This window comes from Pseudomonas sp. LBUM1646 (assembly GCF_059716165.1).
On sequence record NZ_CP166810.1, the window covers coordinates 3,527,104 to 3,550,116 of the forward strand.

Here is a 23,013-nt window from a genome sequence, read left to right on the forward strand (position 1 = left end):
CATGTCAACGCCTAATCCTCCCGTGGCTTCACCTCCCCGCGCGTTGCGCTGGGCGGTGGCCGGTTCGGTGATCGTGATGATCGCGGCCGGTGGCCTGTTCTACTACGCCTCGAAAATGGCCGCCGAAAAGCGCCAGACCAACCATGACGAAGTGGTGGTGAATATTCACCCTAAAAGTTGCGAACCGAATGCACTGACGGTCCCGGCCGGCCGCGCCAGTTTTCGCATCGTCAACCGCTCGGATCGGGCTGTTGAGTGGGAAATTCTCGACGGTGTGCTGGTGGTCGAAGAACGGGAAAACATCGCCCCCGGCTTGAGCCAGGTGATCAACGCCAACCTGGTGCCCGGCGACTACGCGATCACCTGCGGTTTGCTCAGCAACCCGCGCGGCACCTTGCACGTGACCCCGACGGCGGCGTCCGATGCGGCGGCCAAGGCCCGGCCATCAATGGTCGCGTTCATTGGTCCGTTGTCGGAATTTCGCGTGTACCTGAGCAGCCAGAGCAACGCGCTGATCAAAGCCGTGACGGCGCTCAAGCAAGCCATCGAAGCCGGTGACTTGAGCCAGGCCCAGGCGCTTTACGTGCCGGCCCGCGCCGCGTATCAACGGATCGCTCCCGCCGCGCAGCGTCTGGCCGAGCTGGACAATGCCGTCAACGCCCGTGCCGATTACTTCGAAAAACGCGAGCAGGATCCAGGCTTCACCGGCTTCCACCGCCTCGAGTACGCGCTGTTCCAGCAACGCAAACTCGAAGCGCTGGCGCCGGTGGCCATGCAATTGATCATCGACATCACCACGCTCAAACAGCAATTGCTCGCCCAGTCACTGCCGCCCGAGCAACTGGTGAGCATCGTGGTGCGCAACCTCAACAGCATCGCCGACGTGCGCGCCAGCAGCGGTGAAGAAGAACGCTACAGCCACACCGACCTGAACGGCTTCGCCGCCAACCTGGACGCGGCGCGCAAAGTGGTCGACCTGTTGCGGCCGTTGCTGGCCAAGTCCGCCACCGAGCTGTTGCCGAAGATCGACAGCGCCATCGGCGCATTCGATGCCGAACTCAACGGCTTCAAGGTCAAGGACGGCTACGCCAGCTACGACACGGTCAGTGCCGAGCAGCGCAAACACATCGCCGACAAGGCCAAGGCCCTGGCCGCCGTACTCGACGAAATCGATCCCGCCCTTGGCCTTTCCGGCCTGTAAGTAGAAGACGACTTTTAGATGAAAGACTTAGAACAGTTTTCCGCCCAGCGTCGCCGTGTATTGATGGGCATGGGCGCCGCCGGTGTCGCGTTGGCCGGCAGCGCGCTGAGCTGCCCGGCGATGGCCGCTTCCAGCCAGGTGACCGAGGCGCCGAGCAGCGAAAAGACCGAAGACCGCCACGCCTTTTTTGGCAAGCACCAGAGCGGCATCGTCACCCCGCGCCCGGCGTCGGGCATGTTGGTGTCTTTCGATGTGTTGGCCAGTGACCGTGACGACCTGGAGCGCCTATTCCGCACGCTCAACGAGCGCATCGCGTTCCTGATGAAGGGCGGCGCAGTGGCACAGGTCGATCCGAAGTTGCCGCCAATGGACTCGGGGATCCTCGGCCCGGTCGTGACGCCGGACAACCTGACCATCACCGTGTCGGTCGGCGAGTCGCTGTTCGACGAGCGCTTCGGCCTGGCCAGTGCCAAACCCAAGCGGCTGATCCGCATGGTCGGCTTCCCCAACGATGCCCTGGAAGCCGATTGCTGCCACGGTGACTTGAGTTTGCAGTTCTGCTCCAACACCACCGACACCAACATTCACGCCCTGCGCGATATCGTGAAAAACCTGCCGGACCTGCTGCTGGTGCGCTGGAAACAGGAAGGCAGTGTGCCGCCACAGGCCCCGGCCAAACCCGGTGTGCCGGCGCAAAGTGCGCGTAACTTTTTGGGTTTCCGCGACGGCTCGGCCAACCCGGATTCCAACGATGCCAAGACCATGGACGGCATCGTCTGGGTCCAGCCCGGCAGCGATGAGCCAGCCTGGGCCGCGAATGGCAGCTACCAGGCAGTGCGGATCATCCGCAACTTCGTCGAACGCTGGGACCGCACACCGCTGCAGGAACAGGAAAGCATCCTCGGTCGGGTCAAGAGCACCGGCGCACCGATGGGCGGCGAACACGAAACCCAAGTCCCGGACTACGCCAAGGACCCGGAAGGCAAGCTGACCAAGCTCGATGCGCACATTCGCCTGGCCAACCCGCGCACCGCGCAAACCCAGGCCAACCTGATCCTGCGCCGACCGTTCAACTATTCCAACGGCGTGAACAAGAACGGCCAGCTCGAAATGGGCCTGCTGTTCATCTGCTACCAGGCCGACCTGGAAAAAGGCTTCATCGCCGTACAAACCCGACTCAACGGCGAACCGCTGGAGGAATACCTCAAGCCGGTGGGCGGTGGGTACTTCTTCACCTTGCCGGGTGTCACGGGCGACAAGGACTTCATCGGGCGCTCGCTGCTGAACGCTGCACAACCCACAACCAACGCATAACGACGCTATAACAACCCCCAACACGGAACCGTCCCATGAAAAAGTCGCCACTCGCGTTAATGCTGACCCTTGGCTTGCTCAACACCCCTTTTTCGGCTTTCGCGGCGACGGCGCCGCTGGATCTGGTGGGACCGGTCTCGGACTACAAGATCTACGTCACTGAACAACTGGACCAACTGGGCGAGCACACCCAACAGTTCACCGACGCCGTGAAAAAAGGCGACCTGGCCACCGCGCAAAAGCTCTATGCACCGACCCGCGTCTTTTATGAGTCGATCGAGCCGATTGCCGAGCTGTTCAGTGACCTGGATGCGTCCATCGATTCGCGGGTCGACGACCACGAAAAAGGCGTGAAAGCCGAAGACTTCACCGGTTTCCACCGCATCGAATACACCCTGTTCTCGGAAAAGAGCACCAAAGGCCTGGACGAACTGGCTGACGGCCTGAACAAGGACGTCAAGGATCTGCAAGCCCGCGTCGCCGGCCTGACCTTCCCGCCTGAGAAAGTCGTGGGTGGTGCCGCTGCACTGCTCGAAGAAGTTGCAGCGACCAAGATCTCCGGTGAAGAAGACCGCTACAGCCACACCGACCTCTATGACTTCCAGGGCAACATCGACGGCGCGAAGAAAATCGTCGACCTGTTCCACCCGCAGATCGAGAAACAGGACAAAGCCTTCATTGCCAAGGTCGACAAGAACTTCGCAACCGTGGACAAGATCCTGGCCAAGTACAAAACCAAGGATGGCGGTTTCGAAACTTACGACAAAGTGAAAGAAGCTGACCGAAAGGCGCTCGTTGGGCCGGTGAATACCTTGGCGGAAGATTTGTCGACGTTGCGTGGGAAGCTTGGTCTGAACTAAATATCGGCGTTGTTTGTAAAAAGATCGCAGCCTTCGGCAGCGCCTACAGGGTGTACGTCATCCCAATGTAGGCGCTGCCAGAGGCTGCGATCTTTTGCTTTTAAGCCTTACAACATCCGATAGAGCAACCGCTCAATCCGCACCCGACTCACCCGTTTGAGAAACTTGGCCACCGCCGCCGGGTATTCCGGCAGGGTTTCCAGGTCCAGGTAACGCTCGACGCGCCGGGTGTTCTCGAAAATCTCCGCCAGCTCTTTACGGCGCGGCTCCATCAACTCGCTTTTCGGGTCGTCGATCAGCAACGCGTTTTCCAGATCGAGACGGAACGCCCGCGGGTTGAGGTTGTTGCCGGTCAGCAAGGTGTAGCGTTGATCGACCCACAAGCCCTTGAGGTGATAGGTGTTGTCGCCATCACGCCACAAGTGCAGGTTCAACTGGCCGCTGTCGATGTTGCGCTGATGGCGCTTGGCGAAACGACGCAGGCTGATCTCGTAGAGGTACGGCAGCGCCGCGATCACCTTGAACGGCTCGCTTGGCGGGATGTAGAAGTCGTTGGCGGTCTTGTCGCCGACGATGATGTCGATCTTCACCCCACGGGCCAGGGCCCGGTTGATTTCCCGGGTCACTTGCAGCGGCAGGTTGAAGTACGGTGTACAAATGGTCAGCTGATGCTGGGCGCTGGCGATCAACTCGCAGATCACCCGGCTCAGCGGGTTGTTCTTGCCCACGCCGAGCAACGGACTGACCGACAGGCCACCTTTGGCGGTGCTGCCCAATGTGGTGTCGTACGTCGCGTGCTTGAGACGGCTGCGCAGATCGCCGATGTCGTTGCGCAGACTGCGGGTGGTCGGCAGGTTCGGCAGGTCGAGGCGGTGCACCGCTTTGGAGGCGATCAAACCGTGCTGGATCAGGTGCTGCATGGAATCGGCCAGCGCGCTGTTCTGCAGCAGGTGATAACGGTCGTAGCGGTACTTGTCGAATTTGTGCAGGTAGACGTTATTCAGGCTCGCGCCGCTGTAGATCACGCAATCGTCGATCACGAAACCCTTCAAGTGCAACACGCCGAACAGTTCGCGGGTCTGCACCGGCACGCCGTACACCGGCACTTCACTGGCGTGGGTGCGGGTCATTTCCTGATACCAGGCCGAGTTGCCCGGCTGCTTGCCCGCGCCGATCAAGCCGCGCTGAGCGCGCAACCAGTCGACGACCACCACCACGTCCAGTTCCGGACGCGCCAGTTTGGCCGCGTGCAAGGCATCGAGGATTTCCTGGCCGGCTTCGTCCTGTTGCAGGTACAGCGCGACGATATAGATGCGCTGAGTCGCCTCGGCGATCTTCTCTAGCAGGCAACGACGGTATTCGGCGGCGCCGGAAAGAATGGTGACGGCATCGGCGGTCAGCGGAAAACTGCGCAGTTTGGGCAGCAGAGAGCGTTTGAAAAGCGACGGCATAGGGCTCGCAAAAAGGTCGAATCCGAAGAACCCGAGAGCTTACACCATGGATCCGTTTGGGTCTTCCTACCACACCGATCATTCCATGCTCCGAGTGGGAATGCCTGTTAAAGCTGTGACGCGGAGCGTCACGGGATGCATTCCCACGCGGAGCATGGGAACGATCTTTAAAAACTGGTTGACCAAGGAGAACGATCGTTCTACTGTTCGCCACATGAACGAAATCACCAGCAACGACACACGCGACATCATTCTGGATGTCACCGAAAAGTTGATCTATAAAAGTGGCATCGCTGCCACCGGCATGGATCTTCTGGTGAAAACCGCCGGCGTCTCCAGAAAGAGTATCTACCGCTACTTCGCCAATAAGGAGGAGCTGACCGTCGCCGCTTTGCAACGGCGCGATGTGCGCTGGATGCAGTGGTTCAGGACCGAAGTCGACAAGGCCCCGACGCCGGCAGACCGGCTACTCAACCTGTTTACCGTGCTCCGGGCCTGGTTTGACTCCGAAGGCTTTCGCGGCTGCGCTTTCATCAATACCAGCGGCGAAACCGGCGACCCGCAAGACCCGGTCCGGCTGGTCGCCAAGGACCACAAACAGAAACTGCTCGACTACGTGGTCGAGCTCTGCACCGAACATGGCGCCACCGACCCGCAGGCACTGGCCAAACAGCTGCTGATCTTGATCGATGGGGCCATTACCGTAGCGCTTGTGATGGGCGATCACAGTGCCGCCGATAATGCGCAATGCATGGCGCGAAAGTTATTGGACCTGTAACGCTTAATCAAGCTCGACACTGTGTTTTAACTTTACTTTGATCAGGAGACATTCAAATGTCATCTATTGCCGAAGTTCGTCCGCCATTGCCGCCATTCACCCGTGAATCGGCCATCGAAAAAGTTCGCCTGGCCGAAGATGGCTGGAACTCCCGCGACCCGGAGCGCGTGTCCCTGGCGTACACCCTGGACACCCAGTGGCGTAACCGCGCCGAATTCGCCTACAACCGCGAAGAAGCCAAGGGCTTCCTGACCCGCAAATGGGCCAAGGAACTGGACTACCGGCTGATCAAGGAACTCTGGGCCTTCACCGGCAACCGCATCGCCGTGCGCTACGCCTACGAATGGCACGACGACTCGGGCAACTGGTTCCGCTCCTACGGCAATGAAAACTGGGAATTCGATGAGAACGGTTTGATGGCCAACCGCTTTGCCTGCATCAACGATATGCCGATCAAGGAAAGCGACCGTAAATTCCATTGGCCGTTGGGGCGCCGACCGGATGATCATCCAGGCCTGTCCGATCTCGGCCTCTAAACCGAAACTGATCGTTCCCACGCTCCTGCGTGGGAATGCCGCCACGGATGCTCCGCGTTCGATGTGACGCGCAGCGTCACGGGATGCATTCCCACGCAGAGCGTGGGAGCGATCATTACGCTAATGCGGCTTGGGGCTTCACGCCGGCTTTCGCTTCAAGCTCCCGAACCAACGGCAATACCCGCTTACCGAAATACTCCACCTCTTCCTGAAAGTGCAGGAACCCCGCCAGCACCAGATCCACCCCCACCGCTTTCAACGCCACAATGCGTTCGGCAATCTGCTGCGGCGTGCCGATCAGGTTGGTCTTGAAGCCGTCGTTGTACTGCACCAGATCCTCGAACGTTGACTTGGCCCAGTTGCCCTCGCCTTCCGGTGATGCCCTGCCCGCCTGCTTCGCCGCATCGCCAAAAGCATTCACCGCTTCCGGGTCGGCCTGGTCGATGATCTGCGCCAGTACTGCACGCGCTTCTTCTTCGGTATCACGGGCGATGACAAAAGCATTCACCCCGACCTTCACCGAATGATTGTTCGCGGCGGCCTTGATCCGAATGTCATCGACCTGGGCCTTGATGCCTTCCGGGGTGTTGCCGTTGGTGAAGTACCAATCCGACACTCGCGCCGCCATGTCCCTGGCCGCGCGGGAGCTGCCGCCCTGGAAGATTTCCGGCTGGCCTAGAGGTTTGGGCTTAAGGCTGTAGTTGTCGAAGCGGTAGAAATCGCCGCGGAAGGTGAAGTTGTCCTGGCTCCAGATGCCCTTGAGCGAGCGGATGAACTCTTCGGAACGGCGATAGCGCTCATCGTGCTCCAGCCAGTGTTCGCCGATGGCCTGGAATTCGCCTTTGAACCAACCACTGACGATGTTCACCGCCACCCGGCCATTGGTCAGCTGGTCGATGGTCGCCAATTGCTTGGCCGCCAGCGCCGGTTGCCACGGGCCAGGCAAAATCGCGGCGATCACCTTGAGTGTGGTGGTGGCGGCCAATAACGCGTGGCTGAAGGCCACCGATTCATGCTGGAACTCGGCGCCGTAACCGGCGGTGAAACGAATCTGGGTCAGGGCGTATTCGAACCCCGCCGCTTCGGCCAGTTGCGCCAGCTTGCGGTTGTAATCGATGCCCCAGTGGGTGCGCTGCTCGATCTTGCTGACCACCAGCCCGCCGCTGACGTTCGGGACCCAGTAGGCAAATTTGACGGCTTGCTGACTCATTGGCGTGTCCTCGGGACTTTTGGGAAGTCTTTGGACAAGAGCAGCAACCGTGCCAGCGCAGAGGCCCCGCAGTCGCTTAAACACCACAAAACCCTGTAGAAGCTGCCGAAGGCTGCAATCTTTTGATCTTGCTTTTCAAAGGGAAAATCAAAAGATCGCAGCCTTCGGCAGCGCCTACAGGGTGTGTGGGGGGGCAATTTGCTGATGCACTGTTGGTACAGCAACAATTCAGTCCGCGCGAAATTCCGCATCCTCCAACAAACCATGGGTTCATGACTTCGGCATGGACCGTGCAATCGCTCCAGGCAGACGCAACGCTTTCTACTGCCGATTCGAGGAGCTGTCCCATGACCGACCACCAGGTAATCAACCCCCTATCCACCGGCACCGACTACGAAGCACTGGCCGCCCGTTTCCGGCCGATTTTCACCCGCATCGCCGCCGGTGCCGTCGAGCGCGAACAATCCCGCAGCCTGCCTTACGAGCCAATCCAGTGGCTCAAGGAAGCCGGTTTTGGCGCCGTGCGGGTCCCTGTGGAATACGGCGGTGGCGGAGCCTCGGTGCCGCAATTGTTCGAACTGCTGATCGAACTGGCTGAAGCCGACTCCAACGTTCCCCAGGCCTTGCGCGGGCATTTCGCCTTCGCCGAGGATCGCCTCAACGCCACACCCGGCCCGGCGCGGGACGTCTGGTTCAAACGCTTCGTGGCCGGCGATATCGTCGGTTGCGCCTGGACCGAAATCGGCAGCGTGGCCATCGGCGATGTGATCACCAAAGTCTCGCCCCACGGCGATCAATGGCGGCTCAACGGCGAGAAGTTCTACAGCACCGGCAGCCTGTTTTCCGACTGGATCGACGTCTACGCCCAACGCAGCGACACCGGTGGTGACGTCATTGCCGCCGTGCGCACCCGCCAGCCGGGCATTGTGCAGAGTGATGACTGGGACGGTTTCGGCCAGCGCACCACCGGCAGCGGCACGTCGCGATTTATCGATGCCGAGGTGGACGTCGAGAACATCATCGACTTCGCCACCCGCTTCAAATACCAGACTGCGTTCTATCAATTGGTGCTGCTGGCGACCCTGGCCGGCATCGGTCGTGCGGCGTTACGCGATGTGGCGCATCAGGTGCGCGAACGTAAACGGATTTACAGCCATGGCAATGCGCAGCATGTCAGCCAGGATGCGCAGGTGCAGCAAGTGGTCGGAGAGATCGCGGCGTTGGTGTATGCCGCCGAGGCCAGTGCCTTGAAGGCTGCGCAACCGGCGCAGAGAGCGTATGAGGCACGATTCTCAGGCGATGAAGTGTTTGAGCGCACGGCGAATATCGCGGCGGAAATCGAATCGGCCAAGGCGCAAGTGGTGGTCACCGAATTGATCCAGCGCACTACCACTGAGCTGTTCAATGCGCTGGGGGCGTCGGATATTCGTCAAGGGAAATCACTGGATCGTCATTGGCGTAATGCGCGGACGGTGTCGTCGCACAATCCGGTGATCTACAAGGCGCGGATTGTTGGGGATTGGGCGATTAACGGGGCTGAGCCACCGTTTGTTTGGCAGATTGGGAATGGGCCGCAGCTTAAGTGATGTATTGGCCGGGCTGACGCATTCGCGGGCAGGTTGGATATGATTGATCGTTCCCACGCTCCGCGTAATTGATCGTTCCCACGCTCCGCGTGGGAATGCATCTCGGGACGCTCCGCGTCCCAGCGTCAACGGCGGACGCAGAGCATGGGAACGATCAGCCGGGTCGCCGCAAAGGTTGGATATGGGTAAGATACCGGCCTTCCCCGCAGCCCTTTCTGCGCCCCGCCGAATAAGCCGATTCCATGCCTTTCGAACTTAGCGTTGACCTCACCACCCTGGCCATTCTGGCTATCGTCGCCTTCATTGCCGGTTTCATCGACGCCATCGCCGGCGGTGGCGGTCTGTTGACCACCCCTGCGCTGCTGACTGCCGGCCTGCCGCCGCACCTGGTGCTGGGCACCAACAAGCTGAGTTCAACCTTCGGCTCGGCCACCGCCAGTTTCACCTTTTACCGCCGAAAGCTGTTCCACCCCAGGCAGTGGGTGCACGCCATCGTCGGTACATTGGTCGGCGCGCTGACCGGTGCCGTGGTCGCCCATTACCTGCCCGCCGAATGGCTGAACAAGATGCTGCCGGTGATCGTCTTCGCCTGTGGCGTCTACCTGTTGTTTGGCGGCACGCCAAAAGCGCCGCTGGACAGCGACGCACCAATCAAGAAAAAGTGGCAATCGACCCAAGGCTTCAGCCTCGGTTTCTATGACGGCGTGGCCGGTCCCGGCACCGGTGCGTTCTGGACCGTCAGCAGTATGTTGATGTACCCCATCGACCTAGTGAAGGCCAGCGGTGTAGCCCGCAGCATGAACTTCGTCAGCAACATTGCGGCGCTGTCGGTATTTGTGTTCTCCGGGCAAGTGGACTGGGTGATTGGCCTGAGCATGGGCCTGTCGGTGATGGTCGGTGCATTCTTTGGCGCACGCTCCGCCATCAGCGGCGGAGCCAAGTTCATTCGCCCGGTGTTCATCACCGTGGTGCTGGGCTTGACCGTGCGCCTAGCCTGGCAACACTGGTTCAGCGTGGCCTAAGCGCCGCGCCAGGTAGACGTCGATCAGGTAACGGGCAATCGAGCGCGATGCCGGCAACGGCGGCATCGCGTGAATGTTGAACCACTGGGCGTCTTCGATTTCGTCTTCCTGGCAGACAATCTCGCCACCCGCGTATTCGGCATGGAAACCCAGCATCATCGAATGCGGGAACGGCCAGCACTGGCTGCCCATGTACTGGATGTTCTTGACCTCGATCTGCACCTCTTCGCGAACCTCGCGAATCAGGCAATCCTCGGCCGATTCTCCCGGTTCGGCAAACCCCGCCAGCGTGCTGTAGACCCCGGTGACGAAGCGTGGCGATCTTGCCAGCAACACTTCATCGCCACGGGTGACCAGCACGATCATGCTCGGCGAAATCCGCGGGTAATAACGGATATCGCACGGCTCGCAATACATCGCCCGTTCACGGGGAACCTGGTGCGTGGCTTGTCCGCAGTTACCGCAAAAGCGGTGTTCGCGGTACCAGGTGCCGATCTGCGCGGCGTAACCGAGAATCCGGTAAACCGTGTGATCGCCTTCAAGCATGAACGCCCGCAATCCTTTCCAGTTGCAGCCCGGCACTTCGCTGGCGCTGCGCAACTCCAGCAGGTAAACCGGTTCGCCATCGAGGTGACCTATGCCGTGCTCGGCGAGGATCGACAAGTCCTGGCGCTTGAGCCATTCCCGTGGGAACAGCGCGCCATTGTCGTCGAACAGAAAGCCTTCGGGGCTGCGTGCCACGGCCCAGCCGCCGGGTTGGTCGGTGTCCAGTACTGCGGTGGTCCAGCGTGAAGTCATTTTTAATCAGTCCAGAAATTCGGGTTTCTGTTTGCTCATATGGGCGGCCATGGCCACGCGCAAATCGGTGGATTGCAGCATGGCGGCGTTCCAGGTGGCGACGTATTCGAGGCCGTCGTCGATGCGATGGTCGCGCATGTAGCTGATCATCTCTTTGGTGCCGGTAATCGCGATCGGCGACTTGCTGGCGATCTCGCGGGCAATGCCCATCACGCCATCGAGCAGGCTATCGCGGTCGCTGTAGACGCGATTGACCAGGCCCATGCCGCGCGCTTCCTCGGCACCAAACTGGCGACCAGTGTAAGCCAGTTCACGCAGCATGCCGTCACCGATGATCCGCGGCAAGCGTTGCAGCGTGCCAACGTCGGCGGCCATACCGATGTCGATTTCCTTGATCGAGAATTGCGAATCTTCAGCGGCGTAGCGCATGTCGCAGGCAGAGATCAGGTCGATGGCGCCACCCAGGCAGTAACCCTGAATCGCGGCGAGTACCGGTTTACGGCAATTATCGACGGCATTGAACGAAGCTTGCAGGGCGAGAATCTTGCGGCGCAGCAGGCGCGCATTGCGGCCGACATCCTTGCCCAGTTCGTTGGCCACGCCAGCGAGCATCATTAGGTCGATGCCGGAGGAAAAGTGTTTGCCGGCGCCGCTAAGCACAACGACCCGCACTTCGTCGGTGTCGTCGACCCATTGGAAAATCTCGATGATCTCGCTCCAGAACGCGGCGTTCATCGCGTTGATCTTTTCCGGGCGGTTGATCTGCACATGAGCGATTTTGTCGGCGAATTCGACGGTGAACGCGGTGTACTGAGACATGGCAGTGATCCTTTACCGGGCGGAAAATGAGGCCCGAACTATAACAAGGCATCGCTGGTGGGAGTAAGGCAGTGGTTCGGCCAAATGCGGGACTGGCCCGGGAGGTGTGGTGTCTGGGTGGGTCTCATCGCGGGCAAGCCTTGCTCCTACAAGGACATCGCAATCCCGTAGGAGGTGGGAGCAAAGCTTGCTCGCGATTGCCGCACCAGCTATCTAACCGCCCTTCACCGCGACAAACGCTGCCGTCACATAAGGCACAGTGATAACGTCCCTGCCCCGCAACTCCGGCTCCCCCTCAATTAACGCCTTCATTTGCGCATCCACCTTATCCCGCTGTGCCTGCGGCAACGCCGCAATAAAACTGGTAGACCGCACCCGATTAAAAATCACATCCTCCACCGAACCCGTGTGCCCATGGCTGAAATGCTGAGTCTGTAACGCTCCGAATGCCTTGTGCGGAAAGGCCAGGCGCCAGGCGCCGGTGTAATAGCGCGGGGTGTCGCCTTCCAGCGCGTTGACGAGCGCGTCGAGCTTCGGCACCCAACTGGCTCGGGTATCGCGCAGGTTCCACACCAGGCCCAGCTTGCCACCGGGCTTGAGTACCCGGGCAATTTCGCTGAGTGCCTCGGGGCTGGCGAACCAGTGAAAGGCCTGGGCGCACACCACCACGTCCACCGAGGCATTGGGCAGCGGTAAATCGGTGGCGGTGCCGCTCACGGCCAGGACTTCGGGAAAAGCGGCGGATAACTTCTCCAGCATTTCCGGTACCGGTTCCACAGCAATCACCTGCGCCCCGGTGGCCACCAGCCGTCCGGTGAACTTGCCAGTGCCGGCGCCGAGGTCGATAACGGTTTTGTCGGCATTCAAGCCCAGGGTACCGGTCAGCCAGTCGGCCACTTGCGGCGGATAGTCCGGGCGGCCACGCACGTAGGTGTCGGCACCGGTTTTGTAGCCTTCGGCGGCAGCAGGGTGAATGTGTTCTCTCATGACAGTTCTCCCGATACTCAGCGATGCTTGCGAGCATAGCGTCTGGACCTGAACTTCCCCTGCAAAGATCTCAAGAAAGAAATGAATAATTGTTCACACAGTGGTGTTCACCTGCCATCGCCCAAGAGGATTGCCCATGAACCGTTTAAACACTGATTCGCCGGCACGTTACGACCGCCTGACCATGAGCCTGCACTGGCTGACCGCCGTGCTAGTGATTTTCCTGTTCGCCAGTTCGCAAATCTGGGACCAGTTGGCCAAAGGCACACCGCTGCGCAAAGGCTTGCAGTCGGTGCACATCTCCTGCGGCATCCTGCTGGCGGTCATTGTGATCGGCCGACTGCTCTGGCGCCTGTCCCGTGGCCGGCGGTTGCCACCGGCCAATCAGGGCTTGATGAACCTTGTGGCGAAAACCGCGCATCTGGCGCTGTACTTGCTGCTGTTGAGCCAGATTGTGCTGGGTTTTCTGTTTCGCTGGGCGCAGGCAGAACCGTTCAACTTCTTCGGGTTGTTCGATGTCCCAACCCTGATGACCTTCGATAAAAGCATGAAATCGGTGTTCGGTGGCCTGCATGAAAACGTCGCTTGGGCCATTGTGATTCTCGCCGGGCTGCACGCGGTTATGGCACTGGTTCATCATTACGGCCTGCGGGACGGCACGTTGCGCCGGATGCTGCCGGGCCGCGATACGAACTGAAACGAATAAAACACCGGGGCCGCGTGTTCTACGGTTACCTGCCCTCGAATGCTGTTTTCACTGTGAATGGAGTTTCACCCATGAATATCCGTTTCGCTGTTTTCACCGCCCCCCTGTTGCTGATCGCGGCGTTGTCCAGCACGCTGGCGTTCGCCCACGGTGACGACGACGCTCCGGCCAAACCTAACTGCCCCAAAGGCCAAGTGTTCGACAACAAGTCGAACAAGTGCGTGCTGCAAACCAGCAGCCTGGTGCCGGATAACGACCGTGTCGACTACGCCTACCGCCTGGCCAAGGACGGGCGCTACGAAGAGGCCTTGGCCCTGCTCGACACCCTCAAAGATCCAAACACCGCCAAAGCCCTCAACTATCGCGGCTACGCCACGCGTAAACTGGGCCGGACCGACGAAGGCATCGGCTATTACCTGCAATCGGTCAAACTCGACCCGCAGTACGCGCAAGTGCGCGAATACCTCGGCGAAGCCTATGTAATCAAAGGCCGGCTGGATCTTGCCCAGGAGCAGTTGCAGCAGATCAAATCGATCTGCGGCAGCACCTGTGAGGAATACCAGGACCTGGCCGAAGCCATCAACGATTCATCGAAAACCTGACACCGAACGGACGGAGGTCGCCATCGCCAGCGATCAGGCAATACGAGCAGAGTTGGGCCAGCATCTGGCGCGGTTATGGCGCTACGGTTTGCTGCTGTCCCGGCAACGGCATGTGGCTGAAGATTTGGTGCAGGCCACGTGCGTGCGGGCGCTGGAACGGGCCGGGCAATATGAGCCCGGCACCCGCATGGACCGCTGGCTGCTGAGCATCTTGCACTCGATCTGGCTCAATGAAGTGCGCGCCCGGCGCGTGCGCTTGGGCCAAGGGCTGGTGAATGCCGACGAGGCGCTGTCGTTCGACGGTGAACACGCGGCGCAAACCCACGTGCTGGCCGCGCAGTTGATCCGGCGCGTCGATGCCCTGCCCGAAGCGCAGCGCGAAACGGTGTACCTGGCTTACGTCGAAGGCTTGTCCTACCGCGAAGTGGCCGAAGTGCTGCAAGTGCCCATCGGCACGGTCATGAGCCGCCTGGCCACCGCCCGCCTGAAACTCGCGGAGTACCCGCCCCTGCACACCGTACCGAGCACCACCACTGGAGAACGTCGATGACCGACCCCCTACGCCCGACGATCCCTTCGGATGAACAGTTGGTGGCCTACCTCGACGACCAACTCGACACTGAACAGCGCACCCGCATCGACGCCGCTATCCACGATGACCCGACGCTCAACCTGCGCCTGCAATGGTTGGCCCGCAGCAGCCTGCCGTTCAAGGACGCTTATGACGAACTGGGCAAGCAAGCGCCGGTGGATCGCTTGCAGGCCATGCTCGACACCTTGCCCAGCCCTGCCCGTCCGGCCCTGAACCGACGCTGGTTTCTGGCGGCCGCTGCCGGATTGGTGGTGACCGGTGTGTTGGCAGATCGATTGTTCCTTGGCTGGCAATTGAGTCAGAAGAAGAGCAACTGGCGCGGGCTGGTGGCTGACTACATGTCGCTCTACGTACCGCAAACCCTCGAACACTTGCCCAGTGACGAGGCTACCCAGCGTGCGCAACTGCACACCATTGATGCACGCTTGGGGCTTAACCTGGCGCCGGCACAACTGGCCTTGCCGCGTCTCGAACTCAAGCGTGCGCAAATCCTCGAGTACGACGGCGTGCCCATCGCCCAGATCACCTACCTGGACCCGACCCACGGCCCGATGGCGCTGTGCGTCACCCGTTCCAACAGCGGCAGCCGGCATTTCGCCCAGGAACGCCGGCACAACATGAATGTCGTGTACTGGGCGGATATGGAGCACGCCTGGATGCTGATCGGGCATAACCCGGTGGCGGATCTTGAAGGCATGGCCAAGGTCTTGAGAAATCGGCTGAGCACATGACGCCAATCATTACTATGCTTGGCGCCTGACTTCCAAGGAGGAACCAACCCATGCCACATCCCTCGCACACACCTTCACGCACAGTTTTACTGGTGATCGACGTGCAGAACGACTTCATCCCCGGTGGCCAGTTGGCGGTGCCCGAAGGCGATTTAATCGTGCCGCTGATCAATCAACTGGGCGGGCAGTTTCAGCAGGTAGTCATTGCTCAGGACTGGCACCCGGCCGGGCACGCTTCGTTTGCGTCCAGCCATCCGGGTCGTAAGCCTTACGATGAGATTCAACTGCCTTACGGTAAGCAGACGCTGTGGCCGGTTCATTGTGTGCGGGATACGCCAGGGGCGGCACTGCACGCGGATCTGGACTTGCCGCATGCGCAACTGATCATTCGCAAGGGCTGCAATCCGGATATCGACAGCTATTCGGCGTTTCTGGAGGCTGATCGCACAACCACTACGGGCTTGGCCGGGTACTTGAAGGAACGCGGCATCGACACGGTTTATATGGTCGGGTTGGCGCTGGATTTCTGCGTGATGTATTCCGCGCTGGATGCGCGGGCGGTGGGGTTCAATACGTTTGTGGTGCTGGATGCGTGTCGAGCGATTGATCTGCAGGGTTCGCTGGCTGTGGCGATTGAGCGGATGCAGGTGGCTGGGGTTGGGTTGATTCAATCCCGTAACTTACTCGACTGAATGATTATTTATTGCTTTATGGCCAATGACTTCCTGCAGTAAGGAGCTTGCTCCCGGCCGGCCACGCGGTTGCTGGAATCCGGGAGCGTGCTCATGTTGACAAGATTTTCCTCCGGTCATCCCTTCTTAACTTCTGAGGCGAGTCTCCCCTTCGGACCGGTCGTCAGCGTAAAGCTGACTTTGTCACCAGCGGAAAATGTTGCCATTGGCCCAGCATTAACTCTTATTTCATCGGAGCCATCGTCAGGAGTGATAGTCACATTGTTCTGAGTTATTCCTTGGTACATGACACTATTAAAGGCTTTAACAGTCCCAGTGTTTCCTGTCGTAACAATTGCTTCGGCCATTTGCTTTCTCCATGTTCAGTGATTGCATATGCGAGTGCCTTCGAATTTTGGCGATGCAGAAACAATAAAACCTTAAATCTGCAATGGCCGCTACTGTCATATCTGACAGGTACGACAGCAAATTTCGGAGTATCCGCTACCGCTTGTCGAACTGATCATGTCGCGACGGTAGCGCTCTTGCCTCATTTCGGTGTGGGCAACCACAACCGGAACCTCGCGCCGCCCAGCGGGGAGCCCTCAACGGTCAACGTGCCGCCCTGAGCTTCCAGTGCGCGGCGGCTGATCGCCAGGCCGAGGCCGAAACCACCGGTAGCACGGTCGCGGCTGCGATCCAGACGATAAAACGGTTCGAAGATGCGCTCGCGCTCGTCCTCCGGAATACCGATGCCATCGTCATCGACCCAGATCTCGCAGCCTTTGGGGCACACCTGCACACCGATTTGAATGCGCTTTTCGCAGTAGCGCATTGCATTGCGCAGCAGGTTCTGGAGTGCGCGCGCGGTCAGGCGTGGGTCGAGGGTGAAGCGTTCGAGTTGGCCATGCAGCAACACATCAATGACGATATCCGGTGATTCAAGCTCTTCATCGACACTGCCCAGAATGCTGTCGATGAACTCATCGAGCGACACTTCAACCTGCTCCGGCAAGCGCGCTGGATTTTGCAAGCGGCTGTAGGACAGCAGTTCCAGCACCAATTCATCCAGTTCACGAATGTGCGCGACCAAACCTTGCAAGCGTTCGCGGCTCGGCGCCGGCATGTCATCGGACAGCGCCAGGGCCAGACCGAAATCCAGGCGTGTCAGCGGCGTGCGCAGTTCGTGGGACACCGCGTTGAGCAAGTCGCGCTGCTGGTTGAGCAGGTTTTCGATGTCACCGGCCATGGTGTCGAACACGTTGGCCAGGCTGCCGATGTTGGAGGTGTGCGATATCTGCGTGCGTTCGCTCAGGTGCCCTTTGCCGAAGCGTTCCGCCGTGCCTTTCAGGCGCTCCAGGTCGCGCCAGTGCGGGCGCAGCCACAGCAGCAGGCACGCGAGCATCATCGCGCCGATCAGCACGTTGATGCTCCAGTACAACAGATTGACGTCCAGCGGGTCCGGCGGCACCACCATTTGCACCACCGTTTGTTCGTTCAACGGTGCCACTGCCAGGGTGCGCCAGCCCCAGTCGCCAATGCGTACGACATTCTCGCCGCGCTGCAAGCGCTCGCGCTCGTCAAGGGTGAAATCAGCGTCATCCTTGCCGCTCAAGACGATGTGTAGCGGCTGAAACTCCTTGTCCATTTCCGCCGCCAGTGCTGGCCACTGCTCGGTCGGCGCCGCATGGAACTGCTTGACGATCAGGGTTTGCAAGCCACGGGAATAGTCGAGGTTGTAGGTGACAAAGCGTTCATGGAACAGCTTGATCACCACGTCCGGCACCAAGTAAATCGCCGCGCTGTAGGAAACGATCGTCACCAGGTACAGGCGAAAGAGGATTCTGAACATCGCTTCAGCATTCCCACTCGGAGCGACTGAACAGGTAGCCCTTGCCCCACACGGTCTTGATCTTGCGGGCTTCGCCGGCATGGTCGTCGAACTTGCGGCGCAACTTGGAAATGGCCACATCCACCGAACGGTCGGTGCCGTTGAACTCGATGCCGCGCAGGCGTTGCAGGATCTGGTCGCGGCTCAGGACTTCGCCGGCATGCCGGGCCAGCACCACCAGCAGGTTGTATTCGCCGCTGGACAGTTCCACCAGTTGTTCACGCCAGGTCACGGTGCGCTCAGACAGGTCAATGCACAGGTTGCCCATCAGGATGCGGTCGTTGGCGGTCTGCGGTTCGCCGAGGCTGCTGCGCCTAAGTAAGGTGCGCACCCGGGCCAGCAATACGCGCGGCTCGCAGGGTTTGGTGACGTAGTCGTCGGCACCCATTTCCAGGCCCAGCACCTGATCGTGGCTGTCGTCCCGGGCGGTGAGCATCAGGATCGGCAAGGTTGCTGAATCCGCCCGCAGCAAGCGGCAGACTTGCAGCCCGTCGAGGCCCGGCAGCATCAGGTCGAGGATCACCAGGTCCGGCGGATTGACCCGCGCGCGTTCGCGCACATGATCGCCGCGGCTGATCACGCTGACACAGTAGCCGTTGCGTTCCAGGTAGCTGGCGATCAGTTCGGAGAGCGCGGTGTCGTCTTCGACCAGGAGGATGTTGGGCATGGGGTGTTTCCAGAAAAGTGCTGTGGCGACCGTTCGGGCCTCTTCGCGGGCAAGCCTCGCTCCTACAGAGGTATCGCATTCTCCTGTAGGAGCGAGGCTTGCCCGCGAAGGCGGTCTGCCAGTCGCTGAAATATTCAAGGCGCCAAGGATATACGCCCTCACGCACCCGCGAGTAAAACCCTTACACAATTTCACACAGCGCCTACAAAGCTTCACCGCTACTCTCGTCGCCTCCCCGTAGGATGCTGGGGGTCATTATTGGGGTATTCACATGTCAAAGAACCTGCTTGCCACGCTCAGCCTGATTGCACTGGCGTTGATACTGAGCGCTTGTGACAAGTCCTCGTCCGCTGAAGAAGCGGCACCGCTGGCCACCGTGCGCATCGAAACCATCGAAGCGCGGCCATTGTCGATCAGCAGCGAATTGAGCGGGCGGATTGCCGCGCCGCGCATTGCCGAAGTCCGCGCCCGGGTGGCCGGCGTCGTGTTGCAACGGACCTTTCGCGAAGGCAGCGACGTGAAACAGGGCGACGTGCTGTTCCGCATCGACCCGGCGCCGTTCAAGGCCGACCTGGACAGCGCCGAAGCGGCGTTGCGCAAGGCGGAGGCCAATGCGTTCCAGGCCAAGCTGCAAGAGCAGCGCTATTCGCAGTTGATCGAAGGCAACGCCATCAGCGGCCAGGACTACGACAACGCCCGGGCCAATGCCCGGCAAACCGCCGCTGACGTCGCCGCCAACAAGGCTGCCGTGGCCCGGGCCAAGCTGAACCTGGGTTACGCCACCGTCACGGCGCCGATTTCCGGACGCGTCGGACGGGCCCTGGTCACCGAAGGCGCGCTGGTCGGGCAGAACGAAACCACGCCACTGGCGCTCATCCAGCAACTGAACCCGATCCACGCCGACCTCACCCAGTCGACCCGTGAACTCAACGACCTGCGTCGGGCGTTCCGTTCCGGGCAATTGCAGCAGGTCGGCCAGGATCAGGCCAAGGCCACGCTGATTCAGGATGACGGCAGCCTCTATCCGCTGCCGGGCAAACTGTTGTTCGCGGAGATTTCCGTCGACCCGGGCACCGGCCAGATCATCCTGCGCAGCGAGTTCCCCAACCCGGACCTCGACTTGCTGCCCGGCAGCTTCGTGCGTGTACGCATCGAGCAAGCGGTCAATCAGCAAGGCATCAGCGTGCCGCAACGGGCCATCCAGCGTGACAGCGCCGGGATTGCCCAAGTGCTGCTGCTCGACGCCGAGCAACGCGTTGGCCTGCAACCGGTGGAACTGGGCGCAGTGCAGAACGATCGCTGGATCGTCAGCGGCGGCCTCAAGCCCGGCGACCGCATCGTCACCGAGGGCCTGCAACACGCCAAGCCCGGCGAGAAAGTCCAGATCGACGACACCCCTCTTCCACTTGCCCAGGTGACTGGTCAGTAAGCAGGACGCTTTTTTATGCCGCAGTTCTTTATCGACCGCCCGGTGTTTGCCTGGGTGGTTGCATTGTTCATCCTGCTCGCCGGTGCCCTGGCCATTCCGCAGTTGCCGGTGGCGCAGTACCCCAACGTCGCACCGCCGCAGATTGAAATCAATGCGACGTACCCGGGCGCCTCAGCGCAAACCCTGGATGAAAGCGTGGTCAGCCTGATCGAGGAAGAGCTCAACGGCGCCGATCACCTGCTGTATTTCGAATCCCAGAGCAGCCTCGGCAATGCCACCATCACCGCTACGTTCCAACCGGGCACCAACCCGGAAATGGCGCAGGTGGACGTGCAAAACCGCCTCAAGGTCGTGGAGTCGCGCCTGCCTCAAGCCGTGAACCAACAGGGCTTGCAGGTGGAGAAGGTCTCGACCAGTTTCCTGCTGTTGATCACCCTCACCTCCACTGATGGCAAACTCGACAACCAGACGCTGAGCGATTATCTGGCGCGCAACGTGATGAACGAAATCAAGCGCGTGGACGGCGTCGGCAAGGCGACGCTGTATGGTGCAGAGCGCGCCATGCGCATCTGGATAGACCCGCAAAAGCTGATCGGTTTCAACCTCACCCCGGCGGACGTCAGCGCCGCCATCGCCGCGCAAAACGCCCAGGTATCGGCGGGTAGCATCGGCGACTTGCCGGCCCACAGCACCCAGGAAATCACCGCGACCATCGTGGTCAAAGGTCAGTTGTCGACACCGGAAGAGTTCGCCGATATCGTGCTCAAGGCCAATCCTGATGGTTCCACCGTGCGCATCGGCGATGTGGCTCGGGTAGAAATTGGCAGTGAACAATACCAATTTTCCACCCGCCTCAATGGCAAGCCGTCAACGGCAGTCAGCGTGCAGCTGGCACCCGGGGCGAACGCCTTGAACACCGCCACGTTGATCCGGGCGAAGATGGACGAGCTGTCCCGCTACTTCCCGGCGGGTGTTGAATACCAACTCCCGTTCGACACCTCTCCATTCGTCAAAGTCTCCATCACCAAAGTGGTCTACACCCTGGGCGAGGCGATGTTGCTGGTGTTCGCGGTGATGTTCCTGTTCCTGCAAAACATCCGCTACACACTGATCCCGACGCTGGTGGTGCCGGTGGCGTTGATGGGCACCTTCGCGACCATGCTGCTCCTCGGGTTCTCGATCAACGTGCTGACCATGTTCGGCATGGTGCTGGCCATCGGCATTCTGGTGGACGACGCCATTGTGGTGGTGGAGAACGTCGAGCGAATCATGGTCACCGAGGGTTTGTCGCCCAAGGAGGCGACGCGCAAGGCGATGAAGCAGATCACCGGTGCGATCGCCGGCATTACCCTGGTGCTGGTGGCGGTGTTTATTCCGATGGCGTTCATGCCAGGTTCGGTCGGGGTCATTTACCAGCAGTTCTCGCTGTCCATGGCCACCTCGATCCTGTTCTCGGCGTTCCTAGCGCTGACCTTGACGCCCGCACTGTGCGCGACACTGCTCAAGCCGATTGCCAAAGGTGAGCACCACGAAAAGGGCGGCTTCTTCGGCTGGTTCAACCGGCGTTTCGAACAGTTGACCGTGCGTTATCAGGGCTGGGTCGCTTATGCGCTGAAACGCACGGGGCGCTACCTGCTGATCTACGGCGTGTTGCTGATCGGGTTGGGTTTTTGCTTCAGTCGCCTGCCCTCCTCCTTTCTGCCGGTGGAAGACCAGGGTTACACCATCACCGACATTCAACTGCCACCGGGCGCAAGCAAGAACCGCACGGTGCAGGTGGTAGAGCAGATCGAAAAGCATAACGCCACGGAGCCCGGCGTCGGTGACAGCACGGTGATTCTCGGTTTCAGCTTCTCCGGCAGCGGGCAAAACGCGGCGTTGGCGTTTACAACGTTGAAGGATTGGTCTGAACGCAGCAGCGATGACTCGGCCAGCTCGATTGCCGACCGGGCCAACATCGCCCTCAGCCAAATCAAGGACGCGGTGGTGTTTTCCGTGCTGCCGCCGCCGGTGGACGGTCTTGGCACCTCCAGCGGTTTCGAGTTCCGCTTGCAGGATCGCGGCGGCCTGGGCCATGCCACGCTGATGGAGGCTCGCAGTCAGTTACTGGCGGCGGCCGAGAAAAGTCCGATCCTGGCGAACGTGCGTGAAAGCGCCCTGGCCGAAGCACCGCAAGTGCAGCTGGAGGTCGACCGCAAACAGGCCAACGCGCTGGGGGTTTCCTTTGCCGATGTGGGCAATGTTTTGTCCACCGCCGTGGGTTCGTCCTACATCAATGACTTCCCCAATCAGGGGCGGATGCAGCGGGTGGTGGTTCAGGCTGAAGGCGACCAGCGCAGCCAGGTGGCGGATCTACTGAAGATTCACGTGCGCAACAGCGCCGGGAAGATGGTACCGCTGTCGGCCTTCGTCCAGGCCAAATGGACGCAAGGCCCGACGCAGTTGACCCGCTACAACGGTTACCCGGCCATCAGCATTTCCGGCGAACCGGCGCCCGGTCACAGCACTGGCGAAGCCATGGCGGAAATCGAGCGGCTCGTAGCGCAAGGCCCGGCGGGGTTGGGCCAGGAATGGACCGGCCTGTCGTTGCAGGAGCGTTTGTCCGGCAGTCAGGCACCGATTCTGCTCGGGTTGTCGCTGCTGATCGTGTTCCTGTGCCTGGCGGCGCTGTACGAGAGCTGGTCGATTCCGACCTCGGTGCTGCTGGTGGTGCCGCTCGGTGTGCTCGGCGCGGTGCTCGCGGTGACGTTACGCGGGATGCCCAACGATGTGTTCTTCAAGGTCGGGTTGATCACCATCATCGGCTTGTCGGCGAAGAACGCGATCCTGATCATCGAGTTCGCCAAAAGCCTCTACGACGAAGGCCACGACCTGATCGACGCCACGCTGCAAGCCGCACGGCTGCGGTTGCGGCCGATTGTCATGACCTCGCTGGCGTTCATCCTCGGCGTGGTGCCGCTGGCAATTGCCACCGGGGCCAGTTCGGCGAGCCAGCAAGCGATCGGCACCGGGGTGATTGGCGGGATGATTACGGCGACGTTGGCGGTACTGTTTGTACCGGTGTTTTTTGTGGTGGTGATGAAACTGGTGCGCAAACGCCACAAAGACACCTGACCCACCCACTCCCGGGAATGTGAACCCATTCCCCTGTAGGCGCTGTCG

At 60.5% G+C, this 23,013-nt stretch carries 22 protein-coding genes; 14 read left to right on the top strand and 8 right to left on the bottom strand.

All coding sequences use genetic code 11. The annotated features are described in order from the left end of the window. Nucleotide 1: 1 nt before the first annotated feature. Genes efeO (ACA071_RS16230) through efeO (ACA071_RS16240) form a run of 3 tightly spaced genes read left to right on the top strand, consistent with a single transcriptional unit; the run spans nt 2 to nt 3,375 of the window. Nucleotides 2-1,201, top strand: a complete 1,200-nt coding sequence (gene efeO, locus ACA071_RS16230; protein WP_497640093.1) for an iron uptake system protein EfeO — start codon at nt 2-4, stop codon at nt 1,199-1,201. An 18-nt stretch (nt 1,202-1,219) separates the two neighbouring features. Continuing rightward, nucleotides 1,220-2,515 carry an iron uptake transporter deferrochelatase/peroxidase subunit gene (gene efeB, locus ACA071_RS16235; RefSeq protein ID WP_497640094.1) on the top strand — a complete coding sequence of 432 codons (1,296 nt, stop codon included), beginning with the start codon at nt 1,220-1,222 and terminating at the stop codon, nt 2,513-2,515. A gap of 35 nt (nt 2,516-2,550) precedes the next feature. Beyond that, nucleotides 2,551-3,375 carry an iron uptake system protein EfeO gene (gene efeO / locus ACA071_RS16240; RefSeq protein WP_497640095.1) on the top strand — a complete coding sequence of 275 codons (825 nt, stop codon included), beginning with the start codon at nt 2,551-2,553 and terminating at the stop codon, nt 3,373-3,375. A gap of 107 nt (nt 3,376-3,482) precedes the next feature. On the opposite strand, the gene pssA is transcribed toward efeO (ACA071_RS16240), so the two are convergent. Then, a complete protein-coding gene (gene pssA, locus ACA071_RS16245) occupies nt 3,483-4,826 on the bottom strand; it encodes a CDP-diacylglycerol--serine O-phosphatidyltransferase (RefSeq protein WP_497640096.1) in 1,344 nt (447 codons plus the stop codon). A gap of 214 nt (nt 4,827-5,040) precedes the next feature. On the opposite strand from pssA, the gene ACA071_RS16250 reads away from it, so the two are divergent. Further along, nucleotides 5,041-5,604: a TetR/AcrR family transcriptional regulator gene (locus ACA071_RS16250; protein ID WP_497645322.1), complete on the top strand. Its 564-nt coding sequence runs from the start codon at nt 5,041-5,043 to the stop codon at nt 5,602-5,604. A gap of 56 nt (nt 5,605-5,660) precedes the next feature. Beyond that, nucleotides 5,661-6,140 carry a nuclear transport factor 2 family protein gene (locus ACA071_RS16255; RefSeq protein WP_497640097.1) on the top strand — a complete coding sequence of 160 codons (480 nt, stop codon included), beginning with the start codon at nt 5,661-5,663 and terminating at the stop codon, nt 6,138-6,140. 115 nt (nt 6,141-6,255) lie between these two features. Here the strand turns inward: ACA071_RS16255 and sfnG are convergent, their stop codons facing one another. Further along, nucleotides 6,256-7,350 (bottom strand): dimethylsulfone monooxygenase SfnG, encoded by a 1,095-nt coding sequence (sfnG, locus tag ACA071_RS16260; RefSeq protein WP_497640098.1) that lies wholly within the window; start codon nt 7,348-7,350, stop codon nt 6,256-6,258. 347 nt (nt 7,351-7,697) lie between these two features. On the opposite strand from sfnG, the gene ACA071_RS16265 reads away from it, so the two are divergent. Both ACA071_RS16265 and ACA071_RS16270 read left to right on the top strand, forming a co-directional pair. Then, the gene (locus tag ACA071_RS16265; RefSeq protein ID WP_497640099.1) at nt 7,698-8,936 is read left to right on the top strand and encodes an acyl-CoA dehydrogenase family protein; all 1,239 of its coding nucleotides are present in this window, start codon (nt 7,698-7,700) and stop codon (nt 8,934-8,936) included. Between the two features lie 242 nt (nt 8,937-9,178). Then, nucleotides 9,179-9,958, top strand: a complete 780-nt coding sequence (locus ACA071_RS16270) for a TSUP family transporter (RefSeq protein WP_497640100.1) — start codon at nt 9,179-9,181, stop codon at nt 9,956-9,958. On the opposite strand, the gene nudC is transcribed toward ACA071_RS16270, so the two are convergent. The 3 genes from nudC to ACA071_RS16285 form a co-directional block, all read right to left on the bottom strand. Further along, nucleotides 9,926-10,756, bottom strand: a complete 831-nt coding sequence (gene nudC / locus ACA071_RS16275) for an NAD(+) diphosphatase (protein WP_497640101.1) — start codon at nt 10,754-10,756, stop codon at nt 9,926-9,928. The two genes, ACA071_RS16270 and nudC, sit on opposite strands and share 33 nt — an antisense overlap. 6 nt (nt 10,757-10,762) lie before the next feature. Next, nucleotides 10,763-11,575 (bottom strand): crotonase/enoyl-CoA hydratase family protein, encoded by an 813-nt coding sequence (locus tag ACA071_RS16280; protein WP_497640102.1) that lies wholly within the window; start codon nt 11,573-11,575, stop codon nt 10,763-10,765. A gap of 213 nt (nt 11,576-11,788) precedes the next feature. Continuing rightward, entirely contained in the window at nt 11,789-12,562 is a 774-nt protein-coding gene (locus tag ACA071_RS16285) for a class I SAM-dependent methyltransferase (protein WP_497640103.1), read from the bottom strand. 136 nt (nt 12,563-12,698) lie between these two features. Here ACA071_RS16285 and ACA071_RS16290 point away from each other — a divergent pair, with 136 nt between their 5' ends. The 5 genes from ACA071_RS16290 (at nt 12,699) to pncA (ending at nt 15,885) form a co-directional block, all read left to right on the top strand. Then, nucleotides 12,699-13,259, top strand: coding sequence for a cytochrome b (locus tag ACA071_RS16290; protein WP_497640104.1), 561 nt, complete (start codon nt 12,699-12,701; stop codon nt 13,257-13,259). 80 nt (nt 13,260-13,339) lie between these two features. After that, nucleotides 13,340-13,870, top strand: a complete 531-nt coding sequence (locus ACA071_RS16295; RefSeq protein ID WP_497640105.1) for a tetratricopeptide repeat protein — start codon at nt 13,340-13,342, stop codon at nt 13,868-13,870. 52 nt (nt 13,871-13,922) lie between these two features. After that, complete coding sequence (locus ACA071_RS16300; RefSeq protein ID WP_497640106.1) at nt 13,923-14,420, top strand: RNA polymerase sigma factor; 498 nt, start codon at nt 13,923-13,925, stop codon at nt 14,418-14,420. Next, nucleotides 14,417-15,193 carry an anti-sigma factor family protein gene (locus ACA071_RS16305; RefSeq protein WP_497640107.1) on the top strand — a complete coding sequence of 259 codons (777 nt, stop codon included), beginning with the start codon at nt 14,417-14,419 and terminating at the stop codon, nt 15,191-15,193. Before ACA071_RS16300 ends, ACA071_RS16305 begins: the two co-directional genes overlap by 4 nt. 50 nt (nt 15,194-15,243) lie before the next feature. Beyond that, nucleotides 15,244-15,885 carry a bifunctional nicotinamidase/pyrazinamidase gene (gene pncA / locus ACA071_RS16310; protein ID WP_497640108.1) on the top strand — a complete coding sequence of 214 codons (642 nt, stop codon included), beginning with the start codon at nt 15,244-15,246 and terminating at the stop codon, nt 15,883-15,885. Between the two features lie 116 nt (nt 15,886-16,001). Here pncA and ACA071_RS16315 read toward each other — a convergent pair whose 3' ends face one another. From ACA071_RS16315 to ACA071_RS16325, 3 genes are all read right to left on the bottom strand, one after another. Then, nucleotides 16,002-16,232, bottom strand: a complete 231-nt coding sequence (locus ACA071_RS16315) for a cold-shock protein (RefSeq protein ID WP_497640109.1) — start codon at nt 16,230-16,232, stop codon at nt 16,002-16,004. Nucleotides 16,233-16,414: 182 nt separating this feature from the next. Beyond that, nucleotides 16,415-17,716 carry an ATP-binding protein gene (locus tag ACA071_RS16320; RefSeq protein ID WP_497640110.1) on the bottom strand — a complete coding sequence of 434 codons (1,302 nt, stop codon included), beginning with the start codon at nt 17,714-17,716 and terminating at the stop codon, nt 16,415-16,417. A 4-nt stretch (nt 17,717-17,720) separates the two neighbouring features. Continuing rightward, nucleotides 17,721-18,422, bottom strand: a complete 702-nt coding sequence (locus ACA071_RS16325) for a response regulator (RefSeq protein WP_149661758.1) — start codon at nt 18,420-18,422, stop codon at nt 17,721-17,723. A 271-nt stretch (nt 18,423-18,693) separates the two neighbouring features. Between ACA071_RS16325 and ACA071_RS16330 the strand changes: the two genes are divergently transcribed. Both ACA071_RS16330 and ACA071_RS16335 read left to right on the top strand, forming a co-directional pair. Beyond that, nucleotides 18,694-19,851, top strand: coding sequence for an efflux RND transporter periplasmic adaptor subunit (locus ACA071_RS16330; RefSeq protein ID WP_497640111.1), 1,158 nt, complete (start codon nt 18,694-18,696; stop codon nt 19,849-19,851). A 15-nt stretch (nt 19,852-19,866) separates the two neighbouring features. Next, nucleotides 19,867-22,965, top strand: coding sequence for a multidrug efflux RND transporter permease subunit (locus ACA071_RS16335; protein WP_497640112.1), 3,099 nt, complete (start codon nt 19,867-19,869; stop codon nt 22,963-22,965). The last annotated feature ends 48 nt before the right edge of the window (nt 22,966-23,013 follow it).

What these genes read in the sequence shown, in the direction of transcription:
- ACA071_RS16320 (WP_497640110.1), bottom strand. Translation starts at nt 17,716, where the DNA reads ATGTTCAGAATCCTCTTTCGCCTGTACCTGGTGACGATCGTTTCCTAC.
- ACA071_RS16315 (WP_497640109.1), bottom strand. Translation starts at nt 16,232, where the DNA reads ATGGCCGAAGCAATTGTTACGACAGGAAACACTGGGACTGTTAAAGCC.
- efeO (WP_497640095.1), top strand. Translation starts at nt 2,551, where the DNA reads ATGAAAAAGTCGCCACTCGCGTTAATGCTGACCCTTGGCTTGCTCAAC.
- ACA071_RS16335 (WP_497640112.1), top strand. Translation starts at nt 19,867, where the DNA reads ATGCCGCAGTTCTTTATCGACCGCCCGGTGTTTGCCTGGGTGGTTGCA.
- ACA071_RS16330 (WP_497640111.1), top strand. Translation starts at nt 18,694, where the DNA reads ATGTCAAAGAACCTGCTTGCCACGCTCAGCCTGATTGCACTGGCGTTG.
- sfnG (WP_497640098.1), bottom strand. Translation starts at nt 7,350, where the DNA reads ATGAGTCAGCAAGCCGTCAAATTTGCCTACTGGGTCCCGAACGTCAGC.
- ACA071_RS16290 (WP_497640104.1), top strand. Translation starts at nt 12,699, where the DNA reads ATGAACCGTTTAAACACTGATTCGCCGGCACGTTACGACCGCCTGACC.
- efeO (WP_497640093.1), top strand. Translation starts at nt 2, where the DNA reads ATGTCAACGCCTAATCCTCCCGTGGCTTCACCTCCCCGCGCGTTGCGC.
- ACA071_RS16305 (WP_497640107.1), top strand. Translation starts at nt 14,417, where the DNA reads ATGACCGACCCCCTACGCCCGACGATCCCTTCGGATGAACAGTTGGTG.
- ACA071_RS16250 (WP_497645322.1), top strand. Translation starts at nt 5,041, where the DNA reads ATGAACGAAATCACCAGCAACGACACACGCGACATCATTCTGGATGTC.
- ACA071_RS16285 (WP_497640103.1), bottom strand. Translation starts at nt 12,562, where the DNA reads ATGAGAGAACACATTCACCCTGCTGCCGCCGAAGGCTACAAAACCGGT.
- pncA (WP_497640108.1), top strand. Translation starts at nt 15,244, where the DNA reads ATGCCACATCCCTCGCACACACCTTCACGCACAGTTTTACTGGTGATC.
- ACA071_RS16265 (WP_497640099.1), top strand. Translation starts at nt 7,698, where the DNA reads ATGACCGACCACCAGGTAATCAACCCCCTATCCACCGGCACCGACTAC.
- ACA071_RS16270 (WP_497640100.1), top strand. Translation starts at nt 9,179, where the DNA reads ATGCCTTTCGAACTTAGCGTTGACCTCACCACCCTGGCCATTCTGGCT.
- efeB (WP_497640094.1), top strand. Translation starts at nt 1,220, where the DNA reads ATGAAAGACTTAGAACAGTTTTCCGCCCAGCGTCGCCGTGTATTGATG.
- ACA071_RS16255 (WP_497640097.1), top strand. Translation starts at nt 5,661, where the DNA reads ATGTCATCTATTGCCGAAGTTCGTCCGCCATTGCCGCCATTCACCCGT.
- pssA (WP_497640096.1), bottom strand. Translation starts at nt 4,826, where the DNA reads ATGCCGTCGCTTTTCAAACGCTCTCTGCTGCCCAAACTGCGCAGTTTT.
- ACA071_RS16280 (WP_497640102.1), bottom strand. Translation starts at nt 11,575, where the DNA reads ATGTCTCAGTACACCGCGTTCACCGTCGAATTCGCCGACAAAATCGCT.
- ACA071_RS16325 (WP_149661758.1), bottom strand. Translation starts at nt 18,422, where the DNA reads ATGCCCAACATCCTCCTGGTCGAAGACGACACCGCGCTCTCCGAACTG.
- nudC (WP_497640101.1), bottom strand. Translation starts at nt 10,756, where the DNA reads ATGACTTCACGCTGGACCACCGCAGTACTGGACACCGACCAACCCGGC.
- ACA071_RS16295 (WP_497640105.1), top strand. Translation starts at nt 13,340, where the DNA reads ATGAATATCCGTTTCGCTGTTTTCACCGCCCCCCTGTTGCTGATCGCG.